The organism is Streptomyces sp. NPDC044061 (assembly GCF_056434305.1).
Map to the genome: position 1 here is coordinate 432,372 of NZ_JBWKFL010000005.1, position 23,622 is coordinate 455,993.

General features: G+C 72.2%; 21 protein-coding genes. 6 read left to right on the plus strand and 15 right to left on the minus strand.

Annotated features, from left to right (window positions below; translation table 11 throughout):
- Window positions 1-127 precede the first annotated feature (127 nt).
- Together AC07CM_RS11315 and AC07CM_RS11320 are read right to left on the minus strand one after the other, a co-directional pair.
- On the minus strand, window positions 128-379 hold the full coding sequence (locus AC07CM_RS11315) for a WhiB family transcriptional regulator (protein WP_478876100.1): 252 nt from the start codon (window positions 377-379) through the stop codon (window positions 128-130).
- Between the two features lie 126 nt (window positions 380-505).
- Window positions 506-1,726 (minus strand): saccharopine dehydrogenase family protein, encoded by a 1,221-nt coding sequence (locus AC07CM_RS11320; protein ID WP_478876101.1) that lies wholly within the window; start codon window positions 1,724-1,726, stop codon window positions 506-508.
- A 133-nt stretch (window positions 1,727-1,859) separates the two neighbouring features.
- Between AC07CM_RS11320 and AC07CM_RS11325 the strand changes: the two genes are divergently transcribed.
- A complete protein-coding gene (locus AC07CM_RS11325; protein ID WP_478876102.1) occupies window positions 1,860-2,597 on the plus strand; it encodes a TetR/AcrR family transcriptional regulator in 738 nt (245 codons plus the stop codon).
- Between the two features lie 463 nt (window positions 2,598-3,060).
- Here AC07CM_RS11325 and AC07CM_RS11330 read toward each other — a convergent pair whose 3' ends face one another.
- The gene (locus AC07CM_RS11330; protein ID WP_478876103.1) at window positions 3,061-3,945 is read right to left on the minus strand and encodes a LysR family transcriptional regulator ArgP; all 885 of its coding nucleotides are present in this window, start codon (window positions 3,943-3,945) and stop codon (window positions 3,061-3,063) included.
- Between the two features lie 66 nt (window positions 3,946-4,011).
- On the opposite strand from AC07CM_RS11330, the gene AC07CM_RS11335 reads away from it, so the two are divergent.
- Both AC07CM_RS11335 and AC07CM_RS11340 read left to right on the plus strand, forming a co-directional pair.
- Window positions 4,012-4,626, plus strand: coding sequence for a LysE/ArgO family amino acid transporter (locus AC07CM_RS11335; protein WP_478876104.1), 615 nt, complete (start codon window positions 4,012-4,014; stop codon window positions 4,624-4,626).
- Between the two features lie 163 nt (window positions 4,627-4,789).
- Window positions 4,790-6,097, plus strand: a complete 1,308-nt coding sequence (locus AC07CM_RS11340; RefSeq protein WP_478876105.1) for an MFS transporter — start codon at window positions 4,790-4,792, stop codon at window positions 6,095-6,097.
- 30 nt (window positions 6,098-6,127) lie between these two features.
- Here AC07CM_RS11340 and AC07CM_RS11345 read toward each other — a convergent pair whose 3' ends face one another.
- Entirely contained in the window at window positions 6,128-6,586 is a 459-nt protein-coding gene (locus AC07CM_RS11345; RefSeq protein ID WP_478876106.1) for a cyclic nucleotide-binding domain-containing protein, read from the minus strand.
- A 256-nt stretch (window positions 6,587-6,842) separates the two neighbouring features.
- A complete protein-coding gene (locus AC07CM_RS11350) occupies window positions 6,843-7,085 on the minus strand; it encodes a hypothetical protein (RefSeq protein WP_478876107.1) in 243 nt (80 codons plus the stop codon).
- A 125-nt stretch (window positions 7,086-7,210) separates the two neighbouring features.
- Between AC07CM_RS11350 and AC07CM_RS11355 the strand changes: the two genes are divergently transcribed.
- From AC07CM_RS11355 to AC07CM_RS11365, 3 genes are all read left to right on the plus strand, one after another.
- Entirely contained in the window at window positions 7,211-7,645 is a 435-nt protein-coding gene (locus AC07CM_RS11355; protein WP_478876108.1) for an ATP-binding protein, read from the plus strand.
- A gap of 237 nt (window positions 7,646-7,882) precedes the next feature.
- Window positions 7,883-8,743 (plus strand): RNA polymerase sigma factor SigF, encoded by an 861-nt coding sequence (locus AC07CM_RS11360; RefSeq protein WP_478876109.1) that lies wholly within the window; start codon window positions 7,883-7,885, stop codon window positions 8,741-8,743.
- Between the two features lie 151 nt (window positions 8,744-8,894).
- Complete coding sequence (locus AC07CM_RS11365; RefSeq protein WP_478876110.1) at window positions 8,895-9,731, plus strand: DUF1206 domain-containing protein; 837 nt, start codon at window positions 8,895-8,897, stop codon at window positions 9,729-9,731.
- A gap of 7 nt (window positions 9,732-9,738) precedes the next feature.
- On the opposite strand, the gene AC07CM_RS11370 is transcribed toward AC07CM_RS11365, so the two are convergent.
- The 10 genes from AC07CM_RS11370 to AC07CM_RS11415 form a co-directional block, all read right to left on the minus strand.
- Complete coding sequence (locus tag AC07CM_RS11370) at window positions 9,739-11,985, minus strand: FUSC family protein (protein ID WP_478876111.1); 2,247 nt, start codon at window positions 11,983-11,985, stop codon at window positions 9,739-9,741.
- 63 nt (window positions 11,986-12,048) lie between these two features.
- Window positions 12,049-12,258 carry a DUF4287 domain-containing protein gene (locus AC07CM_RS11375; protein ID WP_478876112.1) on the minus strand — a complete coding sequence of 70 codons (210 nt, stop codon included), beginning with the start codon at window positions 12,256-12,258 and terminating at the stop codon, window positions 12,049-12,051.
- A 92-nt stretch (window positions 12,259-12,350) separates the two neighbouring features.
- Complete coding sequence (locus tag AC07CM_RS11380; RefSeq protein ID WP_478876113.1) at window positions 12,351-13,727, minus strand: NAD(P)/FAD-dependent oxidoreductase; 1,377 nt, start codon at window positions 13,725-13,727, stop codon at window positions 12,351-12,353.
- Window positions 13,728-13,945: 218 nt separating this feature from the next.
- Entirely contained in the window at window positions 13,946-14,380 is a 435-nt protein-coding gene (locus AC07CM_RS11385; protein ID WP_478876114.1) for an ATP-binding protein, read from the minus strand.
- A gap of 180 nt (window positions 14,381-14,560) precedes the next feature.
- Window positions 14,561-16,465: an AMP-dependent synthetase/ligase gene (locus AC07CM_RS11390; protein ID WP_478876115.1), complete on the minus strand. Its 1,905-nt coding sequence runs from the start codon at window positions 16,463-16,465 to the stop codon at window positions 14,561-14,563.
- A 222-nt stretch (window positions 16,466-16,687) separates the two neighbouring features.
- The gene (locus tag AC07CM_RS11395) at window positions 16,688-17,776 is read right to left on the minus strand and encodes a glutamate--cysteine ligase 2 (RefSeq protein ID WP_478876116.1); all 1,089 of its coding nucleotides are present in this window, start codon (window positions 17,774-17,776) and stop codon (window positions 16,688-16,690) included.
- Window positions 17,777-17,866: 90 nt separating this feature from the next.
- Complete coding sequence (gene glgB, locus AC07CM_RS11400) at window positions 17,867-20,068, minus strand: 1,4-alpha-glucan branching enzyme (protein WP_478876117.1); 2,202 nt, start codon at window positions 20,066-20,068, stop codon at window positions 17,867-17,869.
- A gap of 4 nt (window positions 20,069-20,072) precedes the next feature.
- The gene (locus AC07CM_RS11405; RefSeq protein WP_478876118.1) at window positions 20,073-21,437 is read right to left on the minus strand and encodes a maltokinase N-terminal cap-like domain-containing protein; all 1,365 of its coding nucleotides are present in this window, start codon (window positions 21,435-21,437) and stop codon (window positions 20,073-20,075) included.
- Window positions 21,438-21,467: 30 nt separating this feature from the next.
- Entirely contained in the window at window positions 21,468-23,186 is a 1,719-nt protein-coding gene (gene treS, locus AC07CM_RS11410; protein ID WP_478876119.1) for a maltose alpha-D-glucosyltransferase, read from the minus strand.
- Window positions 23,183-23,622: alpha-glucosidase C-terminal domain-containing protein (locus AC07CM_RS11415; RefSeq protein WP_478876120.1), on the minus strand; the 440-nt coding region annotated here is incomplete at its 5' end. The genes treS and AC07CM_RS11415, both read right to left, overlap by 4 nt.

Sequence of the window (23,622 nt, forward strand, 5' to 3'; positions counted from 1 at the left end):
GGGAGGTTGGTGTTGGGGCCCCAGGAGGAGGTGATGAGGGGGCCGGGGGCCGGGGCGCCCGGGGGGGGGGGGGGGGGTGCCCCCCCCCCCCCCCCCCCCCCCCCCCCCCCCCGCCGCCGGCGTGGGGTCATCCCGAGCGTGGCCTGGAGCGCGCGCGGCGCCGCAGCGCCCGCCGCTCCGGCTCCGTCGTACCGCCCCAGATGCCGATGCTCTGTCCCGTCCCCAGGGCCCAGTCCAGACACTGCTCCCGGACGGGGCAGCGCCCGCACACCGCCTTCGCCTGCTGGGTCTGTACCTGTGCGGGTCCGGTGGTGCCGATCGGGAAGAACAGGTCGGGGTCCTCGCGACGGCACGCGGCATGGTCGCGCCAGTTGTCCATCGAAGTCTCCTGCGGTCTAAGTCGTCCGTGCCCTGTCGAATGCGTGCTTCGGGTTCGGGTGACCGGTCGGGGCGGCATGAAACAGCGGAACCGACAGGGGGATCGGGCGGCGAGGACCGCATCCGGTCACTGCTCGCGCAGACCCCACGGGGAGTCGTACGCGGTCAACAGGTCGAGGAACGGCCGCGCGGGGAAGGCCTCGGGGCCGAGGACGCCCGTGCCCGACCAGGCACCGGTGGCGAGGAGCTCGAGGGCGACGACCGGATTGACCGCCGTCTGCCACACCACCGCCTGACAACCGTACTCCGCCATGGACCACTGGTTGTCCACGACGTGATACAGATACACCTCGCGCGGCGCGCCGTCCTTCGTGCCGCGCACCCAGGTGCCCGCGCACGTCTTGCCGTGCATCCGCTCGCCGAGCGTCGCCGGATCGGGCAGGCACGCGGCGACCACGTCCCGCGGCGAGACCGCGACCGGTCCGTCCGGGCCGGTGACGGTGACCGGCGCGGTGCGGTCAAGTCCCAGGCGGTGCAGGGTCTTCAGCGTCTCGATGAACTCCCCGCCCAGGCCGTACTTGAAGGTGACGCGCCGTGCGCCGACCCAACGCGGCACCAGCAGCACCTCCTCGTGCTCGACGTTCACGCACTCCACCGGTCCGATGCCCTCGGGGAAGTCGAACACCTCGGGCTCGCTGAACGGCGCGGTGGTGAACCAGCCGCGGTCGGCCTCGTAGACGACGGGCGGGTTCAGGCACTCCTCGATGGTGGTCCAGATGCTGAACGACGGCGCGAAGTCGAAGCCGTCGACGGTGAGGTTCGCGCCGTCGCGGATGCCGATCTCCTCGACGGTGTCGAAGAGTTCGTCGGCCGCGTACCGGGCGAACACGTCCGACAGACCGGGCTCCACGCCCATGCCGACCAGGGCGAGCGCGCCCGCCTTCTCCCACTCGGCGGCCAGTGCGAACTGCTCGTCGCCCAGCTTGAGTCCGCACTCCTCGTACGGCCGTTCGGGGTGCGGCCGGGACAGGGACATCGCCATGTCGACATAGGTGGCGCCGGCCGCCCGGGCCGCGCGGAACAGGGGCATCACGAACCGGGGGTCGGTGGCGTTGAGCAGGACGTCGCAGCCGTGGTGGGCGAGCAGACGGGCCACTGCGGCCTCGTCACCCGCGTCCACGCGCTCGGCGCGGAACCGGGATTCCCCCTCGCCGAGGGCCGCGACCGCGGCCTCGGCCCGGGCGGGGTCGTAGTCGGCGACCACCATCAGGTCGAAGAACGGGCGCCGGGCCGCGATCCGGGTGATGGCGGTGCCGACACCACCGGCTCCCACGAGCAGTACACGCATACGGAAACTCCCTGCCTGACACGGTACGGAAAGTGAACGGGGCAGGCGCGCCTCGCCCGGAATCCAACGCCCGGACGTGGCGTAAGGTCAATGGCGTTGGCATAAGGTCGCAGGAGTACCGGGAGGACCCGCCGTGCCCAAGCCCGTGGTGCCCGAGGAGAAGCGCCGCCGGCGTCGTCCGACCCGCGGCGGCACGGTGCTGTCGGAGCCGCTGATCGTCGAGGCTGCGCTCCGCCTGCTGCGCGAGCACGGCAGTACCGGGCTCACCGCGCGCCGGCTGGGCCTCGCCCTGGACTGCGATCCCAGCACCCTGTACCGGTACTTCCGAGGCATGGACGACCTGACCCTGGCCATCGGTGACGCGCTCATCGGGCAGGCGCTGGCGGGCTGGCGGCCGACGGGGGAGTGGCGGGCGGACCTGCGGGCGATCGGGCTGCGCATCCACGCCGCGTACGTGGCACACCCGCAGGCGGCGCTGCTGACCGCGAACCGGGTCACCGGGCGGGCCCATGAACTGGCCGCCGACGAGGCGGTCCTGGACGTCCTGCGCACGGCCGGGTTCTCACTGCCGGAGACGGTCGGCGTCTACCACGCCTTCATCGACCAGACGCTGGCCTTCGCCGCCCTCGACGCCGCGTCCCTGGCCCTGCCGAGAGCCTCCCAGCGGGCCGACGAGGACAAGTGGCACTCGACCTACGCCCGCCTGCCCCGCGCCACCCATCCCCGCATCGCGGAGGCGGCCCCGCTGCTGGCCCGCCGCATGGTGACCAGCGCCTACCCGACGGCGCTCGAGATGCTGCTGGACAGCGCGGAGGGACGCCTGCGAGCAGCGACCGACCGGCGGGCGGACACCAGCCACCGCGGGGCGTGACGGCCCCGGTAGGGCGTCACGCCGTGTCGGCCGACGCGGCATGCAGGCGTCGGCCGGGCCGTGCGGCTCACCCACCGAGCCACTGCGCCACTGTTGCCGTCACCGCCTCAGCCGGTACCGGCCGCTCTCCGGCGAGGGGTGACGACGTCGGGACGCGTTCCGCTACGAGCCCGCGTCCCCTCATGCCGGCTGAAGTGCCAGGCGGCCGCCGACCGGGCCGTTCGGTTCAGCCGCGCAGCGACTTCGCCGCTGCGGCCGCCACGGCTGCGGTCAATGCCGACCGCGGTCTGCCGGGGTGACGGACCGTCGCCGGGGGGCGGTTCGCCACAGCCTCGGCCGGCGCCGGTCGCCGCCCCGGCACGGGTGACGGCCCAAGCCTGCGGGCGCTGTTCGCCGCGGGTGCCGAAGCGCGTCGCCTTGTGTGGCCAGGCGCGGCAGGTGAGCGTGGGCCGGGCCGTTCGGTTCAGCCGCGCAGCGAATCCGCCGCTGTGGCCGTCACCGCCTCGGACAGTGCTGCGAGGGCAGGGGAGTCGAGCTTCCACTGCTGCCAGTAGAGGGTTACGTCCGTCCATTCCCCGGGTGTGAGCACGACGAGGCGGCCGTCGCGCAGGAGTGGGTCGGCCTGGGACTCCGGGATCAGGCCCCAGCCGAGGCCGGCGGCGACCGCGTCGGCGAAGCCCTCGGAGGTGGGCACGTAGTGCCGCAGGGAGCTCGCGGCCCCGCGGCCCAGCCGTCTCACGAACGCGTCCTGGAACTCGTCCTTGCGGTCGAAGACGACGACGGGGGCGTCGGGCAGGAGGTCCTGCAGGGGCCCGTCGAGATACCGCTCGGCGAACTCCGGCGCCGCCGCGGGCAGGTAGCGCATCCGGCCGAGCGGGCGGACCGAGCAGCCGGGCACCGGGTCCGGCGAGGAGGTCACGGCCGCCATCACCAGCCCCTCGCGCAGCAGTGCGGCCGTGTGGGCCTCGTCCTCCCGGTGCAACTCGAAGCAGAACCCCCGCACCCGGGTGAGCGCCCCCAGGAACCAGGTCGCCAGCGAGTCCGCGTTCACCGCCACCGAGACCCGGGTCGGCTCCCCGGCGCCGCTCAGCCCCAGCTCGCCGCGTGCGTCCCGCTCCAGCCGCGCCAACTGCCGGGCGAACCGGACCAGCACCGCACCGGACTCCGTCGGGCGTACGGGCTTGGTGCGCTGGAGCAGCACACGACCGGTGCGCTGTTCCAGCGCCTTGACCCGCTGACTGACCGCCGAAGGCGTCACGTGCAGGGCCGCCGCCGCCGCGTCGAAGGTGCCCTCGTCGACCACGGCCAGCAGCGTCCGCACCTGCTCCAGGGGAAGCTCCGTCATCACGAGAACTAAGGTTACTTAAGAATCTTTAGCTGTACCTGAGACGGTCGCCTCCTTAGCGTCGACGGCATGAACCACGCCCTGACCGCCGCGGTCGCCGGATTCGGCACCGGCCTCTCCCTGATCGTCGCCATCGGCGCCCAGAACGCCTTCGTGCTGCGCCAGGGCGTGCGCCGGGACGCGGTCCTCGCCGTGGTCGGCATCTGCGCCCTGTCCGACGCGCTGCTCATCGCGCTCGGCGTCGGCGGGGTCGGCGCGGTGGTGGTGGCGTGGCCGGGCGCGGTGCGGGCCGTCGGGCTCGTCGGCGGGGCGTTCCTGCTGTGCTACGGCGCCCTCGCCGCCCGCAGGGTCTTCCGGCCCGGTACCGGCCTGCGGACCGAGGGGGAGGTGGCGGGCTCGCGGCGGCGGGCGGTGCTGACCTGCCTGGCGATGACCTGGCTCAACCCGCACGTCTACCTGGACACCGTGTTCCTGCTGGGCTCCCTCGCCGCCGACCGCGGCCCGTTGCGCTGGACCTTCGGCCTGGGTGCCGCCCTCGCCGGCCTGTGCTGGTTCGCCGCGCTCGGTTTCGGGGCCCGGCTGCTCGGCCGCGTCCTCGCCGGGCCCACCGCCTGGCGGGTGCTGGACGGCCTGGTCGCCCTCACCATGCCGGCGCTCGGCGCCACGCTCGTCGCCGGGTCCTGAGGCCCGCGCCGGCGACCGCCGTACCCGGCCCCGAACCGCCGCCGTCCGGGCTGGGCGGTACCGGCATGCGACAACCGGTTCGGCAGTCACCGGAGTTCCTGCGATAGTGAGGCTCGAATCGAAAGATGTATCGAGCAACCTCTGTCGAGCGACCAGGAACCCCGTGGACACGAGCGAGAGCAGCAGCACCGAACCCGAGACCGACCTCTCGGCCGCTCCGGCGCCGGCCCCGCCCCGGCGCGGCTGGCGCCGCTGGGCGATGGACACCCGGCCCCTGCGCATCGCGGCCTACCGGCGTCTGTGGTCCTCGACCGTCGTCACCGCCGTCGGCAGCCAGCTGACCGCCGTCGCCGTACCCAAGCAGATCTACGACATCACCCACTCCTCGGCCTGGGTCGGCTACGCCAGCCTGGCCGGTCTGGTGCCCATGGTGGTGTTCGCGCTGTGGGGCGGGGCGGTCGCCGACACGGTGGACCGGCGCAAGCTGCTGCTGGTCACCAACAGCGGTATCGCCCTGACCTCGGTGCTGTTCTGGACGCAGGCCGCCACCGGCCTCGACTCGGTCGTCGTGCTCATGATCCTGCTCGCCGTGCAGCAGGCGTTCTTCGGCCTCAACTCCCCGGCCCGCAGCGCCTCCATCGCTCGCCTCGTCCCGGCCGAGGAACTGCCCGCGGCCAACGCGCTGGGCTCCACCGTGATGCAGACCGGTCTCGTCGCCGGCCCGCTGCTGGCCGGTGTGCTGATCCCGGTCATCGGGCTCCCCGAGCTGTACCTGATCGACGCGCTGGCCCTGTGCGTCACCGTGTGGGCGGTGTTCCGGCTGCCCGCCCTGCCCCCGCTCGGCGGGGGTCCGGCACGCCGGGCCGGGATGCGCGAGATAGCCGCGGGGTTCCGGTACATCGCCGGGCACAAGGTGCTGCTGCTGTCCTTCCTCGCCGACATCGTGGCCATGGTGTTCGGCATGCCCCGGGCCCTGTTCCCGCAGCTGGCCGCGCAGACGTACGCCCCCTGGGGCGAAGGCCTCGCGCTCGGCGTGCTGTTCGCCGGCATCCCGGTCGGGGCGGTGCTCGGCGGTCTGTTCTCCGGTGTCTTCTCGCGGGCGCGGCGACACGGCTGGATGGTGATCGGGGCGGTCGTCGGCTGGGGCGTGGCCATCGCCGGGTTCGGCCTCAGCGGCAGCCTCTGGCCGGCCGTGGCCTGCCTCGCCGCCGCGGGTGTCGCCGACATGATCTCCATGGTGTTCCGCGGGGCGATCCTGCTCTCCGCCGCGACCGACGAGATGCGCGGCCGGATGCAGGGGGTCTTCACCGTGGTCGTCGCGGGCGGTCCGCGCCTGGCCGACGTGCTGCACGGCACGGCCGGCTCGGCCTTCGGGCCCCGGGCCGCGGTCGCGGGCGGCGGTGTGCTGGTCGTCGCGGTGATGCTGGCGCTGGCCGCCGCGGTCCCGGCCCTGCGCCGCTACCGGATCTGAGACCGGTCCCGGGGCCGTGCCGCCGTCGGTCTACAGCATGCCGCTGCGCCCGCGGATGGCGTACTGGTCCATCAGCTTGCCGCGGGTCGTCTCCAGGCGGTGGGCCAGGATCTCGGCGACCGTGCGCACCAGTGACAGTCCGAGCAGCGGGTCCTCCACGCACAGCGCCAGCACCGACGGGCCGTCGAACTCGTAGGCCCGTACGTTGCTGAAGGCCGCAGCGCCGAAGTCCCACTCGTACGGCGGGAACAGCCAGGACCAGCCCAGCATGTCGCCGGCGCCCAGCGTGGCCACCGTGACCCGCTGCCGGGAGGTGACCTGCTGGTCCAGATGGACCGCCCCCGAGCGGATCACCCAGAAACGGTCGGCGGTGCCGCCCGCCTCGAAGATGCGGGTGTCCTCCGGGAAGGACACCTCCTTGGCCAGCTCCATCAGCCGCTCACGCTGGGTCTGCGGCAGGGCGGTCAGCAGTTTTATCGCTTTGGTCATGGCGCGGGACTCCTCGCCGGCAGCGGATCGGGTGGTTTCCCCAAGCCCATTTCAGCCGCTGCCGCCGTCCCGGGCACCTCGTGGGCGGCGGCTTCTGCCGGGCGCCCGCCCGGGGACAGTAAAAAGCCCTGGCTGGACGGGGGAGACCAGCCAGGGCCGTTCGCGGTGGAGAGGGAGGACGGTTCCGGTCGACTCCGTCACCACTTATGGATGAACGGTAAACCATCTGGCGGAGATTCACCCAATCCGCGGCGGGTCAGGTGACCTGTTTCACTCCGCCCTGCTCCGGTGGTCGTCCGCCCGGGTCGATGATCTCCTCCAGTACCCGCACCACCGCCTCGTACGCCTGCGCCCGTACGGACGCCTCCCGCGCCCCCTCCGGATCGGTCGCCGTCAGACTCCGGGCCCGCTCCAGCCAGGCCCGTTCCTGTTCGGCCGCGCAGTCCTTCCCGCGCCGGATGCGCCGCAACAACTCGTCCGCGTCCACGACATCGGTCATGCGGGTCGGGTACCCGCCCAGCGCGCCGTGATGGCAACGGTACCGACGGTGTTTGAGAGCGCCTGGAGAGGTCAGCCGAAAGGAAGAGACCCCGGCAGACCCGGTACCGCTCAGGGAGGGATGGGATGCGTGAGACGCACAGGACCAACTCCTCGGCAGGGCTGAGGGATACGTGCCGGACGCTGCCGTGCCGGCCGGCCGACGCCCGCAGAACCGTCCGGCGGGTGGTGGTCGAGCGATGCAGCGCCTGCGCCATCCCGTGCGACGCGGAGGCGCTGGAGGACGCGCTGCTGGTCACCTCGGAACTCGCCACCAACGCCATCCTGCACGGAGGCGGGATAACCGGCTTCGACGTCGACGTGGACGGCGGCGGGGTGAGCGTGTCCGTCAGCGACCGCAGCGACGAGGTCCCGGTGGTCGACGCGCCGGTGGACGAGCGGGGCCGCTCCCGGCTCGGCGGCCGTGGCTGGCCCATCGTGTGCCGGCTGGCGCGCGACGTCAGGGTGGCCGGCCTGCCCTGCGGAGGCAAGCGCATCACAGCCGTCGTACCGTTGCGCTGAAGCCGGTGCCCGAACTTCCGGCGGGCGGCGTTTGCCGCCCGGGGGGACGGGCAGACGGAGTTTCGTGCTTCGGACCGGAGGCGCGCGCCCAGCGGGGACAGTGTGACCGCAGTGGGCCCCCTTCCGGCGGGGCCCGGTGGCATCCCCCGCGGCGAACCCTGACAGCACCGTTCGGGCCAGGACCCGGTCCCCGGGCCCCGTCCGTGCCCTGAAATCACCGTTCAGGAGCGATTCCGCATGCTGACCGACATGTCGACAAGCCGTACCGGCACGCCCGACACCACTTCCGCCGCGTCTTCCGCCGCGTCCGTGCGGCGGACTCATGACGACGCCCCCGACACAGTGGCCCTCTTCTCCCGGCTGGCGGAGCTCGATGACGGTCCCGAACGGGACGCGGTGCGCGACGAGCTGGTGACCGCGTGGCTGCCCATGGCTCACCGGATCGCCGGCCGTTTCCGCGACCGCGGGGAGTCCGTCGAGGATCTGCGGCAGGTGGCCGCGCTCGGACTGGTCAAGGCCATCGACCGGTTCGACCCCTCACGGGGGGCCTTCGAGAGCTACGCCGTCCCCACCATCACCGGTGAGGTCAAGCGCCACTTCCGGGACCGGATGTGGGCGCTGCGGGTGCCCCGCCGCGTGCAGGAGCTGCGCAACCGGGTGCGGGTGGCCCGCCGGGAACTCACCCAGAGCCCGGGCACCCCCGAACCCACCGCCGCCGACATCGCCGCCCACACCGGCCTCACCGAGGAAGAGGTCGCCGCGGGGATGGAGGCGCTGGAGAGCTTCAGCACTCTCTCGCTGGACGCCGAGCTGTCCAGCGGCGACGACGGCTACAGCCTGGCCGACACGCTCGGCGCGGCGGACACCTCGTACGACGTCGTCGTCGACCGCGAGGCGGCCAAGGAAGGCCTGCGCCGGCTGCCCGAGCGCGAGCGGGCCATCCTCTACATGCGCTTCTTCGAGGACATGACACAAAGCCGCATCGCCGACCAGCTCGGCATCTCCCAGATGCACGTCTCCCGGCTCATCAGCCGCAGCTGCGCCCGCGTGCGCGACGAGGTGCTGGGGCAGCGGCCGGGCGGCCGCACCGCCCTGTGACATCACCCGGATCAGGAGAGCCCTGGATGCCGACACCATCCTTTGACCTGACAGACGCCGTGCTCACGCCCGCGCGGACGCCCGGGACCGCACTCGTCACTGAGCCGGCCCCCGCCCCGCCGGTCGGCGCGAGAACGGAGTGAGGGCCGCCGTGAGCACCAGTGCAGCGGTGGGGCGCGGAGGGCTCGCGGGCCGGCCGGAGGGGACGGTCACGCCGACCCGCTGGGCCGCCCGGGCCGGTCTGCTCGCCTGGGGCGTCACCTACCTGCTCGTCGGACTGCTCGCCCTGCGGATCGCCTTCGGCGACCGGCGGCAGCAGGCCGACCGCAGCGGCGCCCTCGCGGAACTCGCGGACCGGCCCTACGGCTCCGTCCTGCTGTGGGCCCTCGGCATCGGCCTCGTCGGCATGGCGGTGTGGCGACTGTCCGAGGCCTGCTTCGGAGCGGCCGAACGGGACGGCCGCAGCGTGCACAAGCGCCTGCAGGCCGCCGCGCGCTGCGTCTTCTACGCCGCCCTCGCCTGGTCGGCACTGGCGTTCGCGGCCGGCGCCGGCGGCGGCAACCGGTCCAGCGACACCCAGTCCCGGGACGTCACCGCGCGACTCGTGCACCTCCCCGCGGGCCAGTGGCTGGTGGGCGCGGCCGGTGCGGCGATAGCCGTGACCGGCGTGTGGCTCGGGGTGCAGACCGTGCGGCGCGCCTACCGCGAGGAACTGAAGCTCGGTGAGATGTCCCCGCGCGTCCGCAAGCTGGTCGACGTCACCGGCGTCGGCGGCGGGCTCGCCCGCGCGCTGCTGTTCCTCGCCGCGGGAGCCTTCGCGATCCGCGCGGCCGTCGACTTCCGGCCCGACCGGGCCAAGGGGGTCGACGACACCCTGCGCTCCTTCGCGGCCACCCCCGCCGGGCCGGGACTGCTCGCGGCGGTGGCGATCGGGCTGATGCTGTTCGGCCTGTTCGCCTTCGCCCTGGCCCGTTGGCGCCGGGTGTGAGGCGCCGTCACTTCTTCGTCGGCTCCGGTGCCGTGCCGAGCGGCCGGGCCAGGCCCGACACCGCCTCGTCCAGCCGCTGCAGATGCCGCAGCACCCGGTCGGTCACGCGGCCGTAGCGCGGGGTGCGCAGGGTGCCCGGTTCCAGCAGTGACGCGATGCTGGGGCCGGACTCGACGGTCTCGGTGGACCGCGGATCCCGGACGTGCGCGGCGATCGCCCGGATGTTGTGCACGATCCGCCCGCAGGCGGTGCGCAGCCGGGGGTCCGCGGCGATCGACGGGTGCGTGGGCAGCAGCTCGGCCGTGGCCGCCAGCGAACGCGCGTGGTACGCGCACGTCTCCAGCAGCGCCACCACGTACCGGGCGGTGTCCCGGCGGGAGCGCAGCGGGGTGATCGGGTGGGTCAGCGGCTGGGTGGCCGCGCGCAGGTCCGCCAGCGCCTGGTCCAGGTCGCGCGCCTGGTCCACCAGATCGGCCCCCGCCCCGCCGCTCAGCTGCTCCACGGCCGCCCGGGTCACGTCCGCCAGCTTGTCCAGGACGGCGACGAGAAGGTCGTTGGTGCGCCGGTCGGTGTGGACCGGCAGCACCACCGCGGCCGCGATCACCCCGCAGGCCGCGCCCAACGCCGTCTCCTCCACGCGCAGCACCAGCACCGACATGCTGTAGGTGTTCAGCAGCGTGTACAGCAGTCCGAGCATCGCCGTGACGAAGAACGACATCAGGGTGTAGGACAGCGGCGCGGTGTAGAACATCGCGAAGACGAACAGCAGCACCAGTGCGAACGCCGTCCACGTGTGGTGTCCGACCAGCCCGGCGAGCAGGATGCCGGCCACCACGCCGAGGATCGTGCCGACCAGCCGCCGGTAGCCCTTGACCAGGATCTCGCCCGTGGACGCGGTGTTGATGAACACGATCCAGCAGGTCAGCACCGCCCAGTACCAGCGCTGGCTGGACAGCAGCTCACCGCCCACGATGGCGAGGGACGAGCCGACGGCCACCTGCACGGCGGCCCGCGTGGTGGGCCGTTGCAGCCCGGCCGGCTCCGGCTCCTTCGGCTCCTCCTCGCTGCTCTCGATCGCGGCGTCCTCGGCGTCCAGTTCCTCGCGGGACCGGGCCGTCGCCGGGGTGTCGTCCGACTCGTCCGGCGGCCCGTCCAGTGCGATCCGCAGCCCGAGCACGGCCCGTGCGGCCTCGCCGAGGCCCCGGAAGACGTCCTGCACGGCCGGGGACGCATCGGGCAGGTTCTCCTCCTCGCGATAGCCGAGCAGCCGGTTGCGCAGATGGGCCGACGCGGTCCCCGAGGCCTCTGCGACCGGCCGCAGCACCAGCAGGCGCAGCGCCTCCAGGTCCCGGCGCAGCACGGCCGTCGCCTCCTCCCGCACCGGCAGTCCACCGCCGGACGGCAGGGAAGCGCCCGGCAGGTGCAGGGTGAGGGTGTCGGTCCGCTCGGCGCTGCGCGCGGTGAGCAGCAGCAGACCCAGCCGCTCGGCGGCGATCTCGGCGTCCGCGATACGGCGCTGCAGCAGCCGGGCCGTCGCCTCGTCAGCAGTGCCGTCCTCCAGCCGGCCCTGGATCAGCAGCGCCGTCTCGTGCAGCCGGGCGGTACCGGTGCGCAGGTTCTCGAGGACCTTCTCGACGTCGTCGGGACCGGCGTCCAGCAGCTCGATCTGGGCGGCGATCAGCTGACCCAGCCGGGCGCGGAAGGCCCGGCGCAGGCGGTCCAGGGTGCCCGCCGGGGTCTGCGGCAGCAGGACGAAACGGGCGGTGGCGCTGCACAGGAACGCCACGGTGATCACCCCGTACAGGGCGGGCAGCCCGGACGGGGTCGCGTGCACGAACAGGGAGAGGAAGTAGACCTGGAAGCCGATCAGGCCCAGCGCCGTGCCGCGGTCGCCGAACCGGCGGCCGTAGACGGCGCAGAAGATGAGGACGACGAAGAACAGGTCGCCGGCCACGACCCGCTGGTTCAGCAGCGCGGCAAGCGACACCGAGGCGAGCGCCACGGGCAGGCCGACCGCGAGGGTGACGGCCTGCCGGGAGCGCTGCTTCTCCCGGATGGCGAAGGTCGCGGCCATCGACGCGATGGCGCCGGCGACCAGTTGCTGCACGGGGAGCCCCAGCAGGCCCAGCACCGCGAGGGTGAGGGCGATGGCGGTCACCGTGCGCAGACCGGCGGTCAGTCTGAGCAGCCCGGGGTCGAACGCGGCGAGCCGGTCCCACGTCCGTGCCCACCCCGACCGCACCACTTCCCTCACGCCGCCGCGCTCTCTCCCGTGCCGGAAATCGATCTCCGACCCAGCATGGCACGTGGCCCCGGGCTACCGGCCCTCGGCCAGCGTGTAGGCCACCAGGGCGTTCGCGTGCCCGTGACCGAGGCCGTGCTCGGCCTTGAGCCACGCGACCAGCTCCATGTGCTTCGTCAGCGGCGAGGAACGGATCAGGTCCAGCCACTCGGTCACCGGGCGGCCGTACTTCTTCTCGATCGAGGGGAAGTAGCTCGCCGGGCCCTTCACGTTCTTCTCGGTCATGCCGGGGTCCCGTCCATGTGATGTTCGGTCACCGGTTGAGACCGCCGATCCCCCGGAAAGTGATCGGCGGTCTCCGGGTGATCCCAGTCACATCAGGGACTCTCGGCGGCCCGGCTCTCCACGCGGGAGCGGACCTGTTCCGGGGTCAGGTACGAGTCGGTGTACTCGAAGTCCTTCAGCCGGGCGGGCTTGCGCGCCTGGAAGCCGGTGCGCACGAAGTCGTCGCCGGCTACCGCGTTCAGCAGCCAGTTGGTCATGACGCGGGCCTTGGCGACGTTGGTGCGCAACGCCGACCAGTGATAACCGCGGGCCACCGCCTGAGCGGGCACCCCCCGCAGCTCGATGCCCAGCGGCTTGGACACGGCGTCCTTGCCGCCGAGGTCGACGACGAGGCCCAGGTCCTTGTGCACATACGGCTGGAGGGGCTGGTTGCGCAGGGCCGCTATGACGTTGTCGGCCACCGCCCTGCCCTGGCGCATGGCGTGCTGGGCGGTGGGCGGGCAGACCGCGCCCTCCTCGGCCTTGGCCTTGTCGGGCACGGCGGCGGAGTCGCCGAGCGCGAACACACCGTCGTGGCCGGGCAGGTTCATCTCCGCGGTGACCGCGAGCCTGCCGCGGACCGTCTCCGCGCCGAGCGTGGCGATCAGCGGGCTCGCGACCACACCGGCCGTCCAGATCAGCGTGTGGGTCGGCACCACCCGGCCGTCGGTGAAGGTGACCTCCTCGGAGCCCGCCTTGTCGATCGACACGCCCAGCGAGACGTCGATGCCGCGTCGCTTGAGGATCTCCTGGGCGCTGCGGCCGAGCTTGTCGCCCAGCTCCGGCATGAGCTTGGGCGCGATGTCGATGAGGTGCCACTTGATCAGGCTCGGGTCCAGGCGGGGATAGCGCTGGACGGCTGCGTGCGTGAGCCGTTGCAGACAGGCCGCGGTCTCCGTGCCCGCGTAGCCGCCGCCGACCACCACGAACTGCAGCCGCGCGGCCCGTTCGGCCGGGTCGTCGCTGGCGTCGGCCAGGTCCAGCTGCGAGATGACGTGGTCGCGGACGTACGCGGCCTCGGCGAGGGTCTTCATCCCGAAGGCGTGCTCGGTGAGTCCCGGGATGTCGAAGGTGCGGGTCACACTGCCCGGGGCCAGCACGATGTAGTCGTACCGCTCGTTCACGATCTTGTCGGTGATCGTGCGGACGACGCAGACCTTGGACTTCAGGTCCACGCCGATCGCGCCGCCCGGGATGATCCGGGTGCGGTACTTCTTGCTGCGGCGCAGCGACAGGGCGATCGACTGCGGCGTCAGCACGCCGGAGGCGACCTGGGGCAGCAGTGGGAGGTAGAGCTGGTAGGAGAACGGCGTCACCAGGGTGACGTCGGCCTCGTCCGGGGCGAGCTTCCGCTCCAGGCGGCGGACGCAATCGACTCCGGCGAAGCCTGCGCCAACCACCAGGATCCTGGGTCGTGTCACGGTGTTCATCCCTCTCTGCGGCTCCAGGCGGTCCGACTCGACGCCGTTCGCATGCCGTGGATCGCTGCGGCCGCATCGATCCCACCGTGCCCCGAGCCGTTCCGCCGGCTGGGTTCGGCAGGCAGACGAACGCGTGGGCACCAGCATGCCCCTGCACCGGCAGGAGTAACCGGATCTCGCACAGATACACGCCGTACTCCAGGGCATCGCACATTGAGGCGTGCCGGTCACCACGGCAGGAACACGTGGATGTCCTTGCCTCGGTCGTCGACGACGACGCTCACCTGACTGCACAGCGTGTGCACGAGGTGCCAGCCGATGCCGCCGCCGCCCGCGTTCGGGTGGAACGGCCGTGGTTCGGGCCGGGTGGTGCTGGTGTCGTGCATCGTCACGTGCACCCCGTCGAAGGTGCGGCGCATCCGCAGACCGAAGGGCCCGGGCGCGTACTGGATCGCGTTGGCGGCCAGCTCCGTGACGACCAGCAGGATGTCGTCCCAGCACTCGGGCGTGCCAGGGGGCGCGTCCCGGGCGAGGGCACAGAGGAACTCCTCCGCGGCGAGCCGTGCCCCCGTGACGTTGCGCAGCTCACCCGGGAAGGAGAACGAACGCTCGTACTTCTCCTCCGAGGGTGGTGTGTCGTCCCAACGCGGCTCCGTCGCCATCTCGCATTCCCCAGCTCCGTCGGTAGGGGCGGCGGCCTCTTCCGACGATGCGGTCGTCGTTCCTGGATCACTGCAGTGGTGCGGGTTCCCACAGCCGGGCCCGGTTATCCGTCCGTCCTCGCCCTACCTGGTTCCGCGCCGACGCCGTCCGGCGGCCCCGACGAGCGTACGTGGAACCTCCTAGCGGAAGACGTTGTCCGGCTCGTCCCAGTCGGCCGGCTCCTCGGGTCCCGATCGGCGCGCCGCGCGGGACCGGGCCTCGTACATCGCGTCGATCTCGGCTGCGTAGTGTCGCGCTATGGCGTCCCGGCGCAACTTCATGGACGGCGTCAGCAACCCGTTGTCCGGGGCGAACGGCTCCGGGAGGACACGGTAGACCCGGATGGACTCGGAGCGGGACACCGCGCTGTTGGCCGAGGCGACGGCCCGCGCGATCTCCTCCCGAAGGGCGTTCTCCTCGCGGGCCTCCCGGCCCGGTGACTCGCCCTGCAGGGCGAGGGCGGCCCGCCAGTGCGCGAGGAATTCCGGGTCGAGGGTGATCAGGGCCCCCACACAGGGCCGGTCGTCGCCGACGACCACGGCCTGGTGCACCAGGGGATGCATCCGCAGCCGCTGCTCCAGCGGGGCCGGGGCCACGCTCTTGCCGCTGCTGGTGACGACCACGTCCTTCTTGCGGCCGGTGATCGTCAGATATCCCTCGGTGTCCAGTCGCCCGATGTCCCCGGTGGCCAGCCAGCCGCCGTACAGCGTGCCCCGGGTCCGCGCCTCGTCGCTGATGTAGCCCTGGAACACGGACGGGCCGCGCACCAGGATCTCCCCGTCGTCGGCCACCTGGACCTCGGTGCCCGGCAGCGGCCGGCCCACCGTCCCGGACTTCTCGCGCCCCAGCGGCTGCATGGTGATACCGCCGGACGTCTCCGTCAGCCCGTAACCGTCGTGCAGGTACAGTCCGATGCCCTCGTAGAACAGGGACAGCTCCAGGCTGAGCGACGAGCCGCCCGAGGTGCCCCGCACGACGCGCCCGCCGAGCGCGGCCCGCAGCCTGCGGTAGACCGTCCGCTCGTACAGGGCGTGCTGCACGCGCAGCTCGAACCCGGGTCCCGGGCCGAGGCCCAGCCGCCGGCGCTCCTCCGCCTCGGCGAAGTCCCGCGCGGTCTGCGCCGCCCGCTCGAACAGCGCGCCCCGGCCCGCCTGCTGCGCGGTCCGCAGGAAGTTCTTGTACAGCTTCTCGAACACCGACGGCACGCCGTACAGGTACGTCGGCCGGAACGTGCGCAGCGCCGAGGCGAGGGCCTCCTCGGTCATCTCCGGCTCGTGGGCCATCAGGACCCCGCCGCGCAGGCACATCAACTGGATCATGATCCCGTACACATGGGAGAAGGGCAGGAAGGCCAGCACGGACGGCTGTTCGCCCGGCGGTGCCGCGGTGTGCCCCCAGCCGGCGAGCAGGGTGTCGCACGGGTGGGCCAGGCCGCGGTGGCTCAGCGCGCAGCCCAGCGGACGGCCGGAGGTGCCCGAGGTGTAGGCGATGGCCGCCGTCGAGTCCGGCAGCACGATCCGGCGCAGCGAGTCCACCGTGGTCAGCGGGATGAACGCGCCCTGCTCGGCCAGCCGGGGCAGCGCGGCCGCGTCCAGCTGCCACACGTGCTTTAGCCGCGGCAGACCCGCGCACACCGTGCCGACGGTCATGACGCCCTGCTCGTCCTCCACCACGACCGCCACGCAGCCCGCGTCCCGCAGGATCCACTCCACCTGGTCCCGCGAGGACGTCGGATGGATCGGCACCACCTCCGCGCCCACGGTCCACAGAGCGTGCGCGAACACCGTCCACTCGTAACGGGTCCTGGCCATCACGGCGACCCGGTGCCCCGGGGAGATCCCCGAGGCGATCAGCCCCTTGGCCAGATCGACCACCTCGTCCCGCAGCTCGACCGCCGTCACCTCCTCCCACACGTGGGACGCCGCGTCCGCGCGGCGCGCGAGGACGGGAAGAGTGGGGTTGCGTACCGCGGTCTCGAAGATGCTGTCGGCCAGCCCGCCGGTCAGCGGCGGTACGGCTGCTGGAGCGAGGGCGAGGTCGCGCATGCGCTGCTCCCGGGTGTACGGAGGGTGACTCCGCCGGTCGGCTCTGTTGTCGGCGGTGCTCGAATGTAGCCCAGGGAAGCGGTTTCGGTGCCGGGAACAGGGAAGTCGTGACCGGCTGATGATCTGGGCGTGTCCTGGGGACTCGGAGAACACGGGTGATGTGAACCCCGTTCAGGAGCCCGAGCGGACCACGGGGTGGCAGAGCGGGCCGGAGCGACGCACTCAGGCCTGGGTCTGCCGTACGCACTCGGTGACGACGTCCCGCAGGCTTCCGGACCGCTCCAGCAACCGCCGCTGCTCGACGGCGCCGTTGCCCCGTCGCAGCAGGTCGGCGACCGCCTGCTCGGCGCGCTCCGCGTCACCGCTCTCGGTGAGGGCGTCGCCGGCGTGCTCCAGCAGCGACCGCAGGACGGCCGCGGCGGGCCGGGGTCGCATGGTGACGGGATCGAGCAGATCCTCCTTCAGGCCCGAGCTGGCGGCCTGCCAGGCGGCCAGCCGCAGCAGGCTGATGCTGTGGTCGAGCGGTGGCCTGCCCGCCCGCCAGTCGCGCGCCGCGGTCTCCACCAGGGCGCGGGCCAGGGTGGCGACGAGCACGGCGGTGTCCGCGCACAGGCACACGTCCGCCACCCGCAGCTCCACCGTCGGATAGTGCGCGGACAGGCGTGCGTCGAAGTACACCATCGCCTCGTCCAGGATGACGCCGGTGGCCACCATGTCCGACACCCGCCGGTGGTAGCGCTCGGCGGAGCCGAACAGCTCGGTCGGCCCGGCCGACGGCCAGCGCCCCCACACCCGGGTACGGTAACTGGCGTAGCCGGTGTCGTGGCCCTGCCAGAAAGGGGAGTTGGCGCTGATGGCGTTGAGCACCGGCAGCCACGGGCGGAGCCGGTCGAGGACCGCGACGCCCTCCTCGTCGGACTCCACCGACACATGCACATGGCAGCCGCAGACCAACTGGTCGCGGGTGCCGATCCCGTACCGGTCGGCCAGCCACAGGTAGCGCTCGTTCACGGTGAGCGCGGGGCTCACCGGCAGGGGCGAGGTGGCCAGCGCGGCGACCGCGCAGCCGATCTGCCCGGCGTGCCGGGCCGCCTCCTTGCGGCAGCGCACGATCTCGTCGCCGAGGCTCGCCATGTCCGACTGCGGATGCGTGGCGAACTCCAGCATCTGCCCGAACAGCTCCTTCTCGAAGACGTCCTGGCCGGGATCGTTCTGAGCGGCGCGGGCGAGCACGGCCGCCGCCAGCGCCTTCGGGTCGCCGCTGTCCGGATCGACGAGAAGGAGTTCCTCCTCCACTCCGACGGTGCGCACGAGGTGCCGCCCTTCTGTTCCCGCCACGAGGGGCAGTCGTAGGTCTGTACCACCCCGACTGCCCCTGGGACGGCCGTCGACACCTCGGCGTCAGCGCACCGGCGCCAGCCACACCGTGGCGAGCGGCGGCAGCGTGAGCCGCAGGGCACCGTCCTCGGGCTTGAGCGCCCCCGGAGCACCGACGCCGACACCGCCGCCGCCGTAGCGGACGGCGTCGGTGTTGAGCGCCTCCTCCCAGGCGGGGATCTCCTCCGGCACCCAGAGACGGTAGTCGTGGCGGACGACGGGGGAGAGGTTCGACACCGCCAGCAGCGGGTTGCCCGCGGCGTCATGGCGCAGGAACGCGAAGACGTTGTCGTCGGCCGCGTCGCACAGCACCCACCGGAAGCCGCCCGGATCGGTGTCCCGCTGCCACAGCGCCGGGGTGGTCCGGTACAGGGTGTTCAGGTCCCGCACCAGATCCTGGACGCCCCGGTGGTCGCCCGCCGCCACGTACCCGGGGTCGAGCAGCCACCACTCGGGGCCGTGCTCCGCGGACCACTCGGCGCCCTGAGCGAACTCCTGCCCCATGAACAGCAGTTGCTTGCCCGGATGCGCCCACATGAAGCCGAGGTAGGCCCGGTGGTTGGCGCGCCGCTGCCACCAGTCGCCCGGCATCTTCGACACCAGGGCCTGCTTGCCGTGCACGACCTCGTCGTGGGAGATCGGCAGCACGTAGTTCTCGCTGTAGGCGTACACCATCGAGAAGGTCATCTCGTTGTGGTGGTACTTGCGGTGGACCGGCTCCTTCTGGATGTACTGCAGCGAGTCGTGCATCCAGCCCATGTTCCACTTCAGGCCGAACCCGAGCCCGCCGCCGTCCGTCGGCCGGGTCACCCCGTCCCACGCGGTGGACTCCTCGGCGATGGTCACCACGCCCGGGCAGCGCCGGTAGACGGTGGCGTTCATCTCCTGCAGGAAGGCGACCGCGTCCAGGTCCTCGCGCCCGCCGAAGACGTTCGGCACCCACTGTCCGGAGTCGCGCGAGTAGTCGAGGTAGAGCATCGAGGCGACGGCATCCACGCGCAGGCCGTCGATGTGGAACTCCTCGCACCAGTAGACGGCGTTGGCGACGAGGAAGTTGCGCACCTCGATCCGCCCGTAGTCGAACTCGTACGTGCCCCAGTCCGGATGCTCCGCCCGCCGGGAGTCCCCGGGTTCGTACAGCGGGTCGCCGTCGAAGCGGGCCAGCGCCCAGTCGTCCTTGGGGAAGTGCGCCGGCACCCAGTCCATGATCACGCCGAGGCCGGCCCGGTGCAGCGCGTCGACCAGGTACCTGAAGTCGTCCGGTGAGCCCAGGCGGGGCGTGGGCGCGTAGTAGGAGGTGACCTGATAGCCCCAGGAGCCACTGAAGGGATGCCCGGCGACCGGCATCAGCTCCACGTGCGTGAAGCCCATCTGCTTGACGTACTGCGGGAGTTCGTCCGCGAGTTGGCGGTAGGTCAGTCCCGGTCGCCAGGAGGGAAGATGGACCTCGTACACGGAGAACGGCGCCTCGTGCACGGGGGTGTCGCCCCGGTGCGCCATCCACTCCGCGTCGCCCCACTCGTACCGCGAGGCGGTGACGACGGAGGCGGTGGCGGGCGGGACCTCCGTGCGGCGGGCCATCGGGTCCGCCTTGAGGAACCGGCCGCCGTAGCGTGAGGTGATCTCGAACTTGTACCGTGCGCCCTCGCCGATGCCCGGCAGGAACAGCTCCCACACGCCGGACGCGCCGAGCGACCGCATCGGGTACTGCGTGCCGTCCCAGTAGGTGAAGTCGCCCGCGACCCGCACCCCTTCGGCGTTCGGCGCCCACACGGTGAAGCGGGTGCCCGGGACTCCCTGATGGGTCATGGGCTCGGCGCCGAGCGCCCGCCACAGCTGCTCGTGCCGCCCCTCCCGGATCAGGTGCTGGTCCAGCTCCCCGAGGGCGGGCAGGAAGCGGTACGGATCCTCCACCTCCCGTTCGTCGCCTTCGTAGGCCACCAGCAGCGTGTACGACGGGATCTGCTCGTACGGCAGCACGGCGGCGAACAGGCCGCCGCCCTCCGACGTCAGCTCGTTGCGCACCCCGTCGACCACGACGCCCACCGCGCGGGCGTTCGGGCGCAGCGCACGGAACAGCGTGCCGCCCGGGACCGGGTGGGCGCCCAGCAGGGCGTGCGGATCGTGGTGCGCGCCGCCGAGCAGGCGGTCGCGGTCCGCGGCATCGAGCGTCGCGGCCGGGACCGGGCCGGCGGACTCGGGAAGCGAAGTGTCGCGCAGTGCCATGACGTCAGCCTCCCCACACGGCGAGTCGCTCGATCGCGGCCATGGGAACCGGCAGCCAGTCGGGCCGGTGTCTCGCCTCGTACAGCACCTCGTACACCGCCCTGTCCGTCTCGTGCGCGCGCAGCAGCGCGTGCTTCTTGCGTGGATCCCACCCGGCGCGGGCCGCGTAGCCCGCGCAGAACGCCTCCCGGCAGCGCCGCGCCCACTCCGGCCGCCAGGGGCGGCGCTGACGCGCCGCGTAGTCGAAGGAGCGGAGCATCCCGGCGACGTCCCGCAGCGGGGACTGTGCGGCCCGCCGCTCGGCGAGCGGCCGGGACGGCTCCCCCTCGAAGTCGATCACGACCCAGTCGCGCCCGGCCCGCAGCACCTGTCCGAGATGCAGGTCACCGTGGATGCGCTGGGCGGGCGGCCCGGTGTCGCACGTGGCCAGCGCGCCGAACGCGGCCCGCAGGCCGGGGACGAAGGGCCGCAGCGCGGACACGGCGTGCGCGGCGGCGTCCAGCCGCGCGCACATCGCCTCCGCCGTACGCCCGTTCTCACCCGGGTCGGCCGGCGGGAACGCCTCGGCCAGCGCCAGGTGCACCTCGGCCATGGCCCGGCCCAGCTCCCGGGCCTCGGCGGTGAAGTCGTCGCCCGTGCCGAGCGCCCGCAGCGCGAGTGTCCAGCCGTCGGTGGCATCGGGCAGGAACGGCTGCAGCACGCCCAGGGTCGCCGGGCGCGGAGCGTTCGTGCTGAACCAGGCGACCGGCGCCGGCACCCGGGCGCACCCCTGAGCGGCCAGCGCGCCCGGCACCTCCAGGTCGGGGTTGACGCCCGCCTGGATGCGACGGAAGACCTTCAGGATGTACGCGTCGCCGTAGACGATCGACGAGTTGGACTGCTCGGCGTCCAGCAGTCGCGGCGGGAGCCCGCTGGCCAGCTCCACGCCGGGGGCCGACTCGAACCGCAGCGGCCCCGTCGTGCCGGGCTGCCGCAGCCGCTCCAGCAGGAGATGGGCCGAGCGCGGGTCGTGCAGGGCGTCGTACACCGCGAGACCGGCCAGCGGGCCCTCCTCGGCGCGGCCGATGTACGCCCGCTCCAGCCGCGGGGCGAGGCGCTCGCGCACACCGAGCAGCAGCTGGTAGCAGTCGCCGGGCGGGGGTGTGCCGCCGGGGGTGGGCACGGGCGCGTGCGACGCGTGGACCAGCAGGTGCAGACACCCCGGGAACAGCTCGGTCACCGACAGCACAGACAGATCGGTGACCGGCCGGTCCTTGCCCGCGAACCAGCGTTGCCTGGGCAGCCAGTCGCGCAGCAGCACGCCCAGCGAGGCCAGCGGCCGCTCGACGCCGGCCGCGGTTCTGGGCAGTAGGGTGATGGTCTTCGGCATGGTGACGCGTCCTTTCCTCGGCGCCGGAGGTCAGCGGCGGCGGCCGATGCGGGATGCGACTCGGGTGAGCCGGAACCAGTAGAAGCCGTGGCCCGCGAGGGTCAGCAGGTAGGGCAGTTCACCGATGGCAGGAAAGCGCACGCCGCCGATCAGCTCGACGGGGTGCCGTCCGTCGTAGGTCCGCAGGTCGAGTTCGGTCGGCTGCGCGAACCGGGAGAAGTTGTTGACGCACAGGACGAGGTCGTCGCCGTACTCGCGCAGGAAGGCCAGGACCGCCGGGTTGGACGACTGCAGTTCCGTGAACGAGCCGAGTCCGAAGGCGGGGTTCTGCTTGCGGATCTCGATCATGCGGCGGGTCCAGTGCAGCAGCGACGAGGGCGAGGACATGGAGGCCTCGACGTTGATGACCTGGTAGCCGTGGACCGGGTCCATGATGGTGGGCAGGTAGAGGCGTCCCGGGTCGCACGTCGAGAAGCCCGCGTTGCGGTCGGGGGTCCACTGCATCGGGGTGCGCACCGCGTCGCGGTCGCCGAGCCAGATGTTGTCGCCCATGCCGATCTCGTCGCCGTAGTAGAGGATCGGCGAGCCGGGCAGGGACAGCAGCAGGGCGGTGAACAGCTCGATCTGGTTGCGGTCGTTGTCGAGCAGCGGCGCGAGACGGCGCCGGATGCCGATGTTGGCGCGCATACGCGGGTCCTTCGCGTATTCGGCCCACATGTAGTCGCGTTCCTCGTCGGTGACCATTTCGAGGGTCAGCTCGTCGTGGTTGCGCAGGAAGATGCCCCACTGACAGCTGGAGGGGATGGCCGGGGTCTTGGCGAGGATTTCCGAGACGGGGTAGCGGGACTCGCGGCGGACGGCCATGAAGATGCGCGGCATGACGGGGAAGTGGAACGCCATGTGGCACTCGTCGCCCCCGGCCTGGTAGTCGCCGAAGTAGTCGACCACGTCCTCCGGCCACTGGTTGGCCTCCGCCAGCAGCACGGTGTCCGGGTACATCGCGTCGATCTCGCGGCGGACGCGCTTGAGGAAGGCGTGCGTGGCGGGCAGGTTCTCGCAGTTGGTGCCCTCTTCCGCGTACAGGTACGGCACCGCGTCGAGACGGAAGCCGTCGATGCCCAGGTCCAGCCAGAACTTCAGGGCGGCCAGGATCTCCTCCTGCACCGCCGGGTTCTCGTAGTTGAGGTCCGGCTGGTGGGAGAAGAAGCGGTGGAAGAAGTACTGGCCGCGCACCGGGTCGAAGGTCCAGTTGGAGGCCTCGGTGTCGACGAAGATGATCCGCGCGTCCTCGTACTGCTTGTCGTCGTCGGCCCACATGTAGTAGTCGCCGTAGGGCCCGTCGGGGTTCTTGCGGGACTCCTGGAACCACGGGTGCTGGTCGCTGGTGTGGTTCATGACGAAGTCGATGATCACGCGCATGCCGCGCTGGTGGGCGGCGTCCACGAACTCCACGAAGTCGGCGAGGTCACCGAATTCGGGGAGTACGGCGGTGTAGTCGGAGACGTCGTAACCGCCGTCACGCAGCGGCGACTTGAAAAACGGGGGCAGCCACAGGCAGTCCACACCCAGCCACTGCAGATAGTCGAGCTTGGTGGTAAGGCCCTTGAGGTCGCCGACGCCGTCGCCGTCACTGTCCTGGAACGAGCGGACGAGCACCTCGTAGAAGACGGCGCGTTTGAACCAATCGGGGTCCCGGTCCTTGGCGGGAGTGTCCTCGAAGGTGTCCGGCACGGGGTCGTTGACAGTCATGACGCTGAGGGCCCTCCGATCTGCGGCGTCGATCGCCCGACATGGAGCACATGCGCCGGCGCCCGGCCGGGCGTGAGGCGCACGTAGTTGGTCCTGCCCCAGTGGTAGGTCTCCCCGGTCAGTTCGTCGTGCACGGACAGGGCAGCGTTCCAGTCCAGGCCGAGTTGCGGCATGTCCAACGAGACCGTGGCCTCCTGGGTGTGGTGCGGGTCGAGGTTGACGACCACGATGACCGTGTCCGGGCCCGTGCTCTTGCTGTAGGCGAGCACGTTGTCGTTGTCGGTCGAGTGGAAGCGGAGGTTGCGCAGGCGCTGTAGCGCGGGGTGCTCCCTGCGAATGGTGTTGAGCCGGGTGATGAGGGGGGCGATGGTGCCGCCCCGGCGTGCGGCGGCTTCCCAGTCGCGGTGTTTGAGCTGGTACTTCTCGGAGTCGAGGT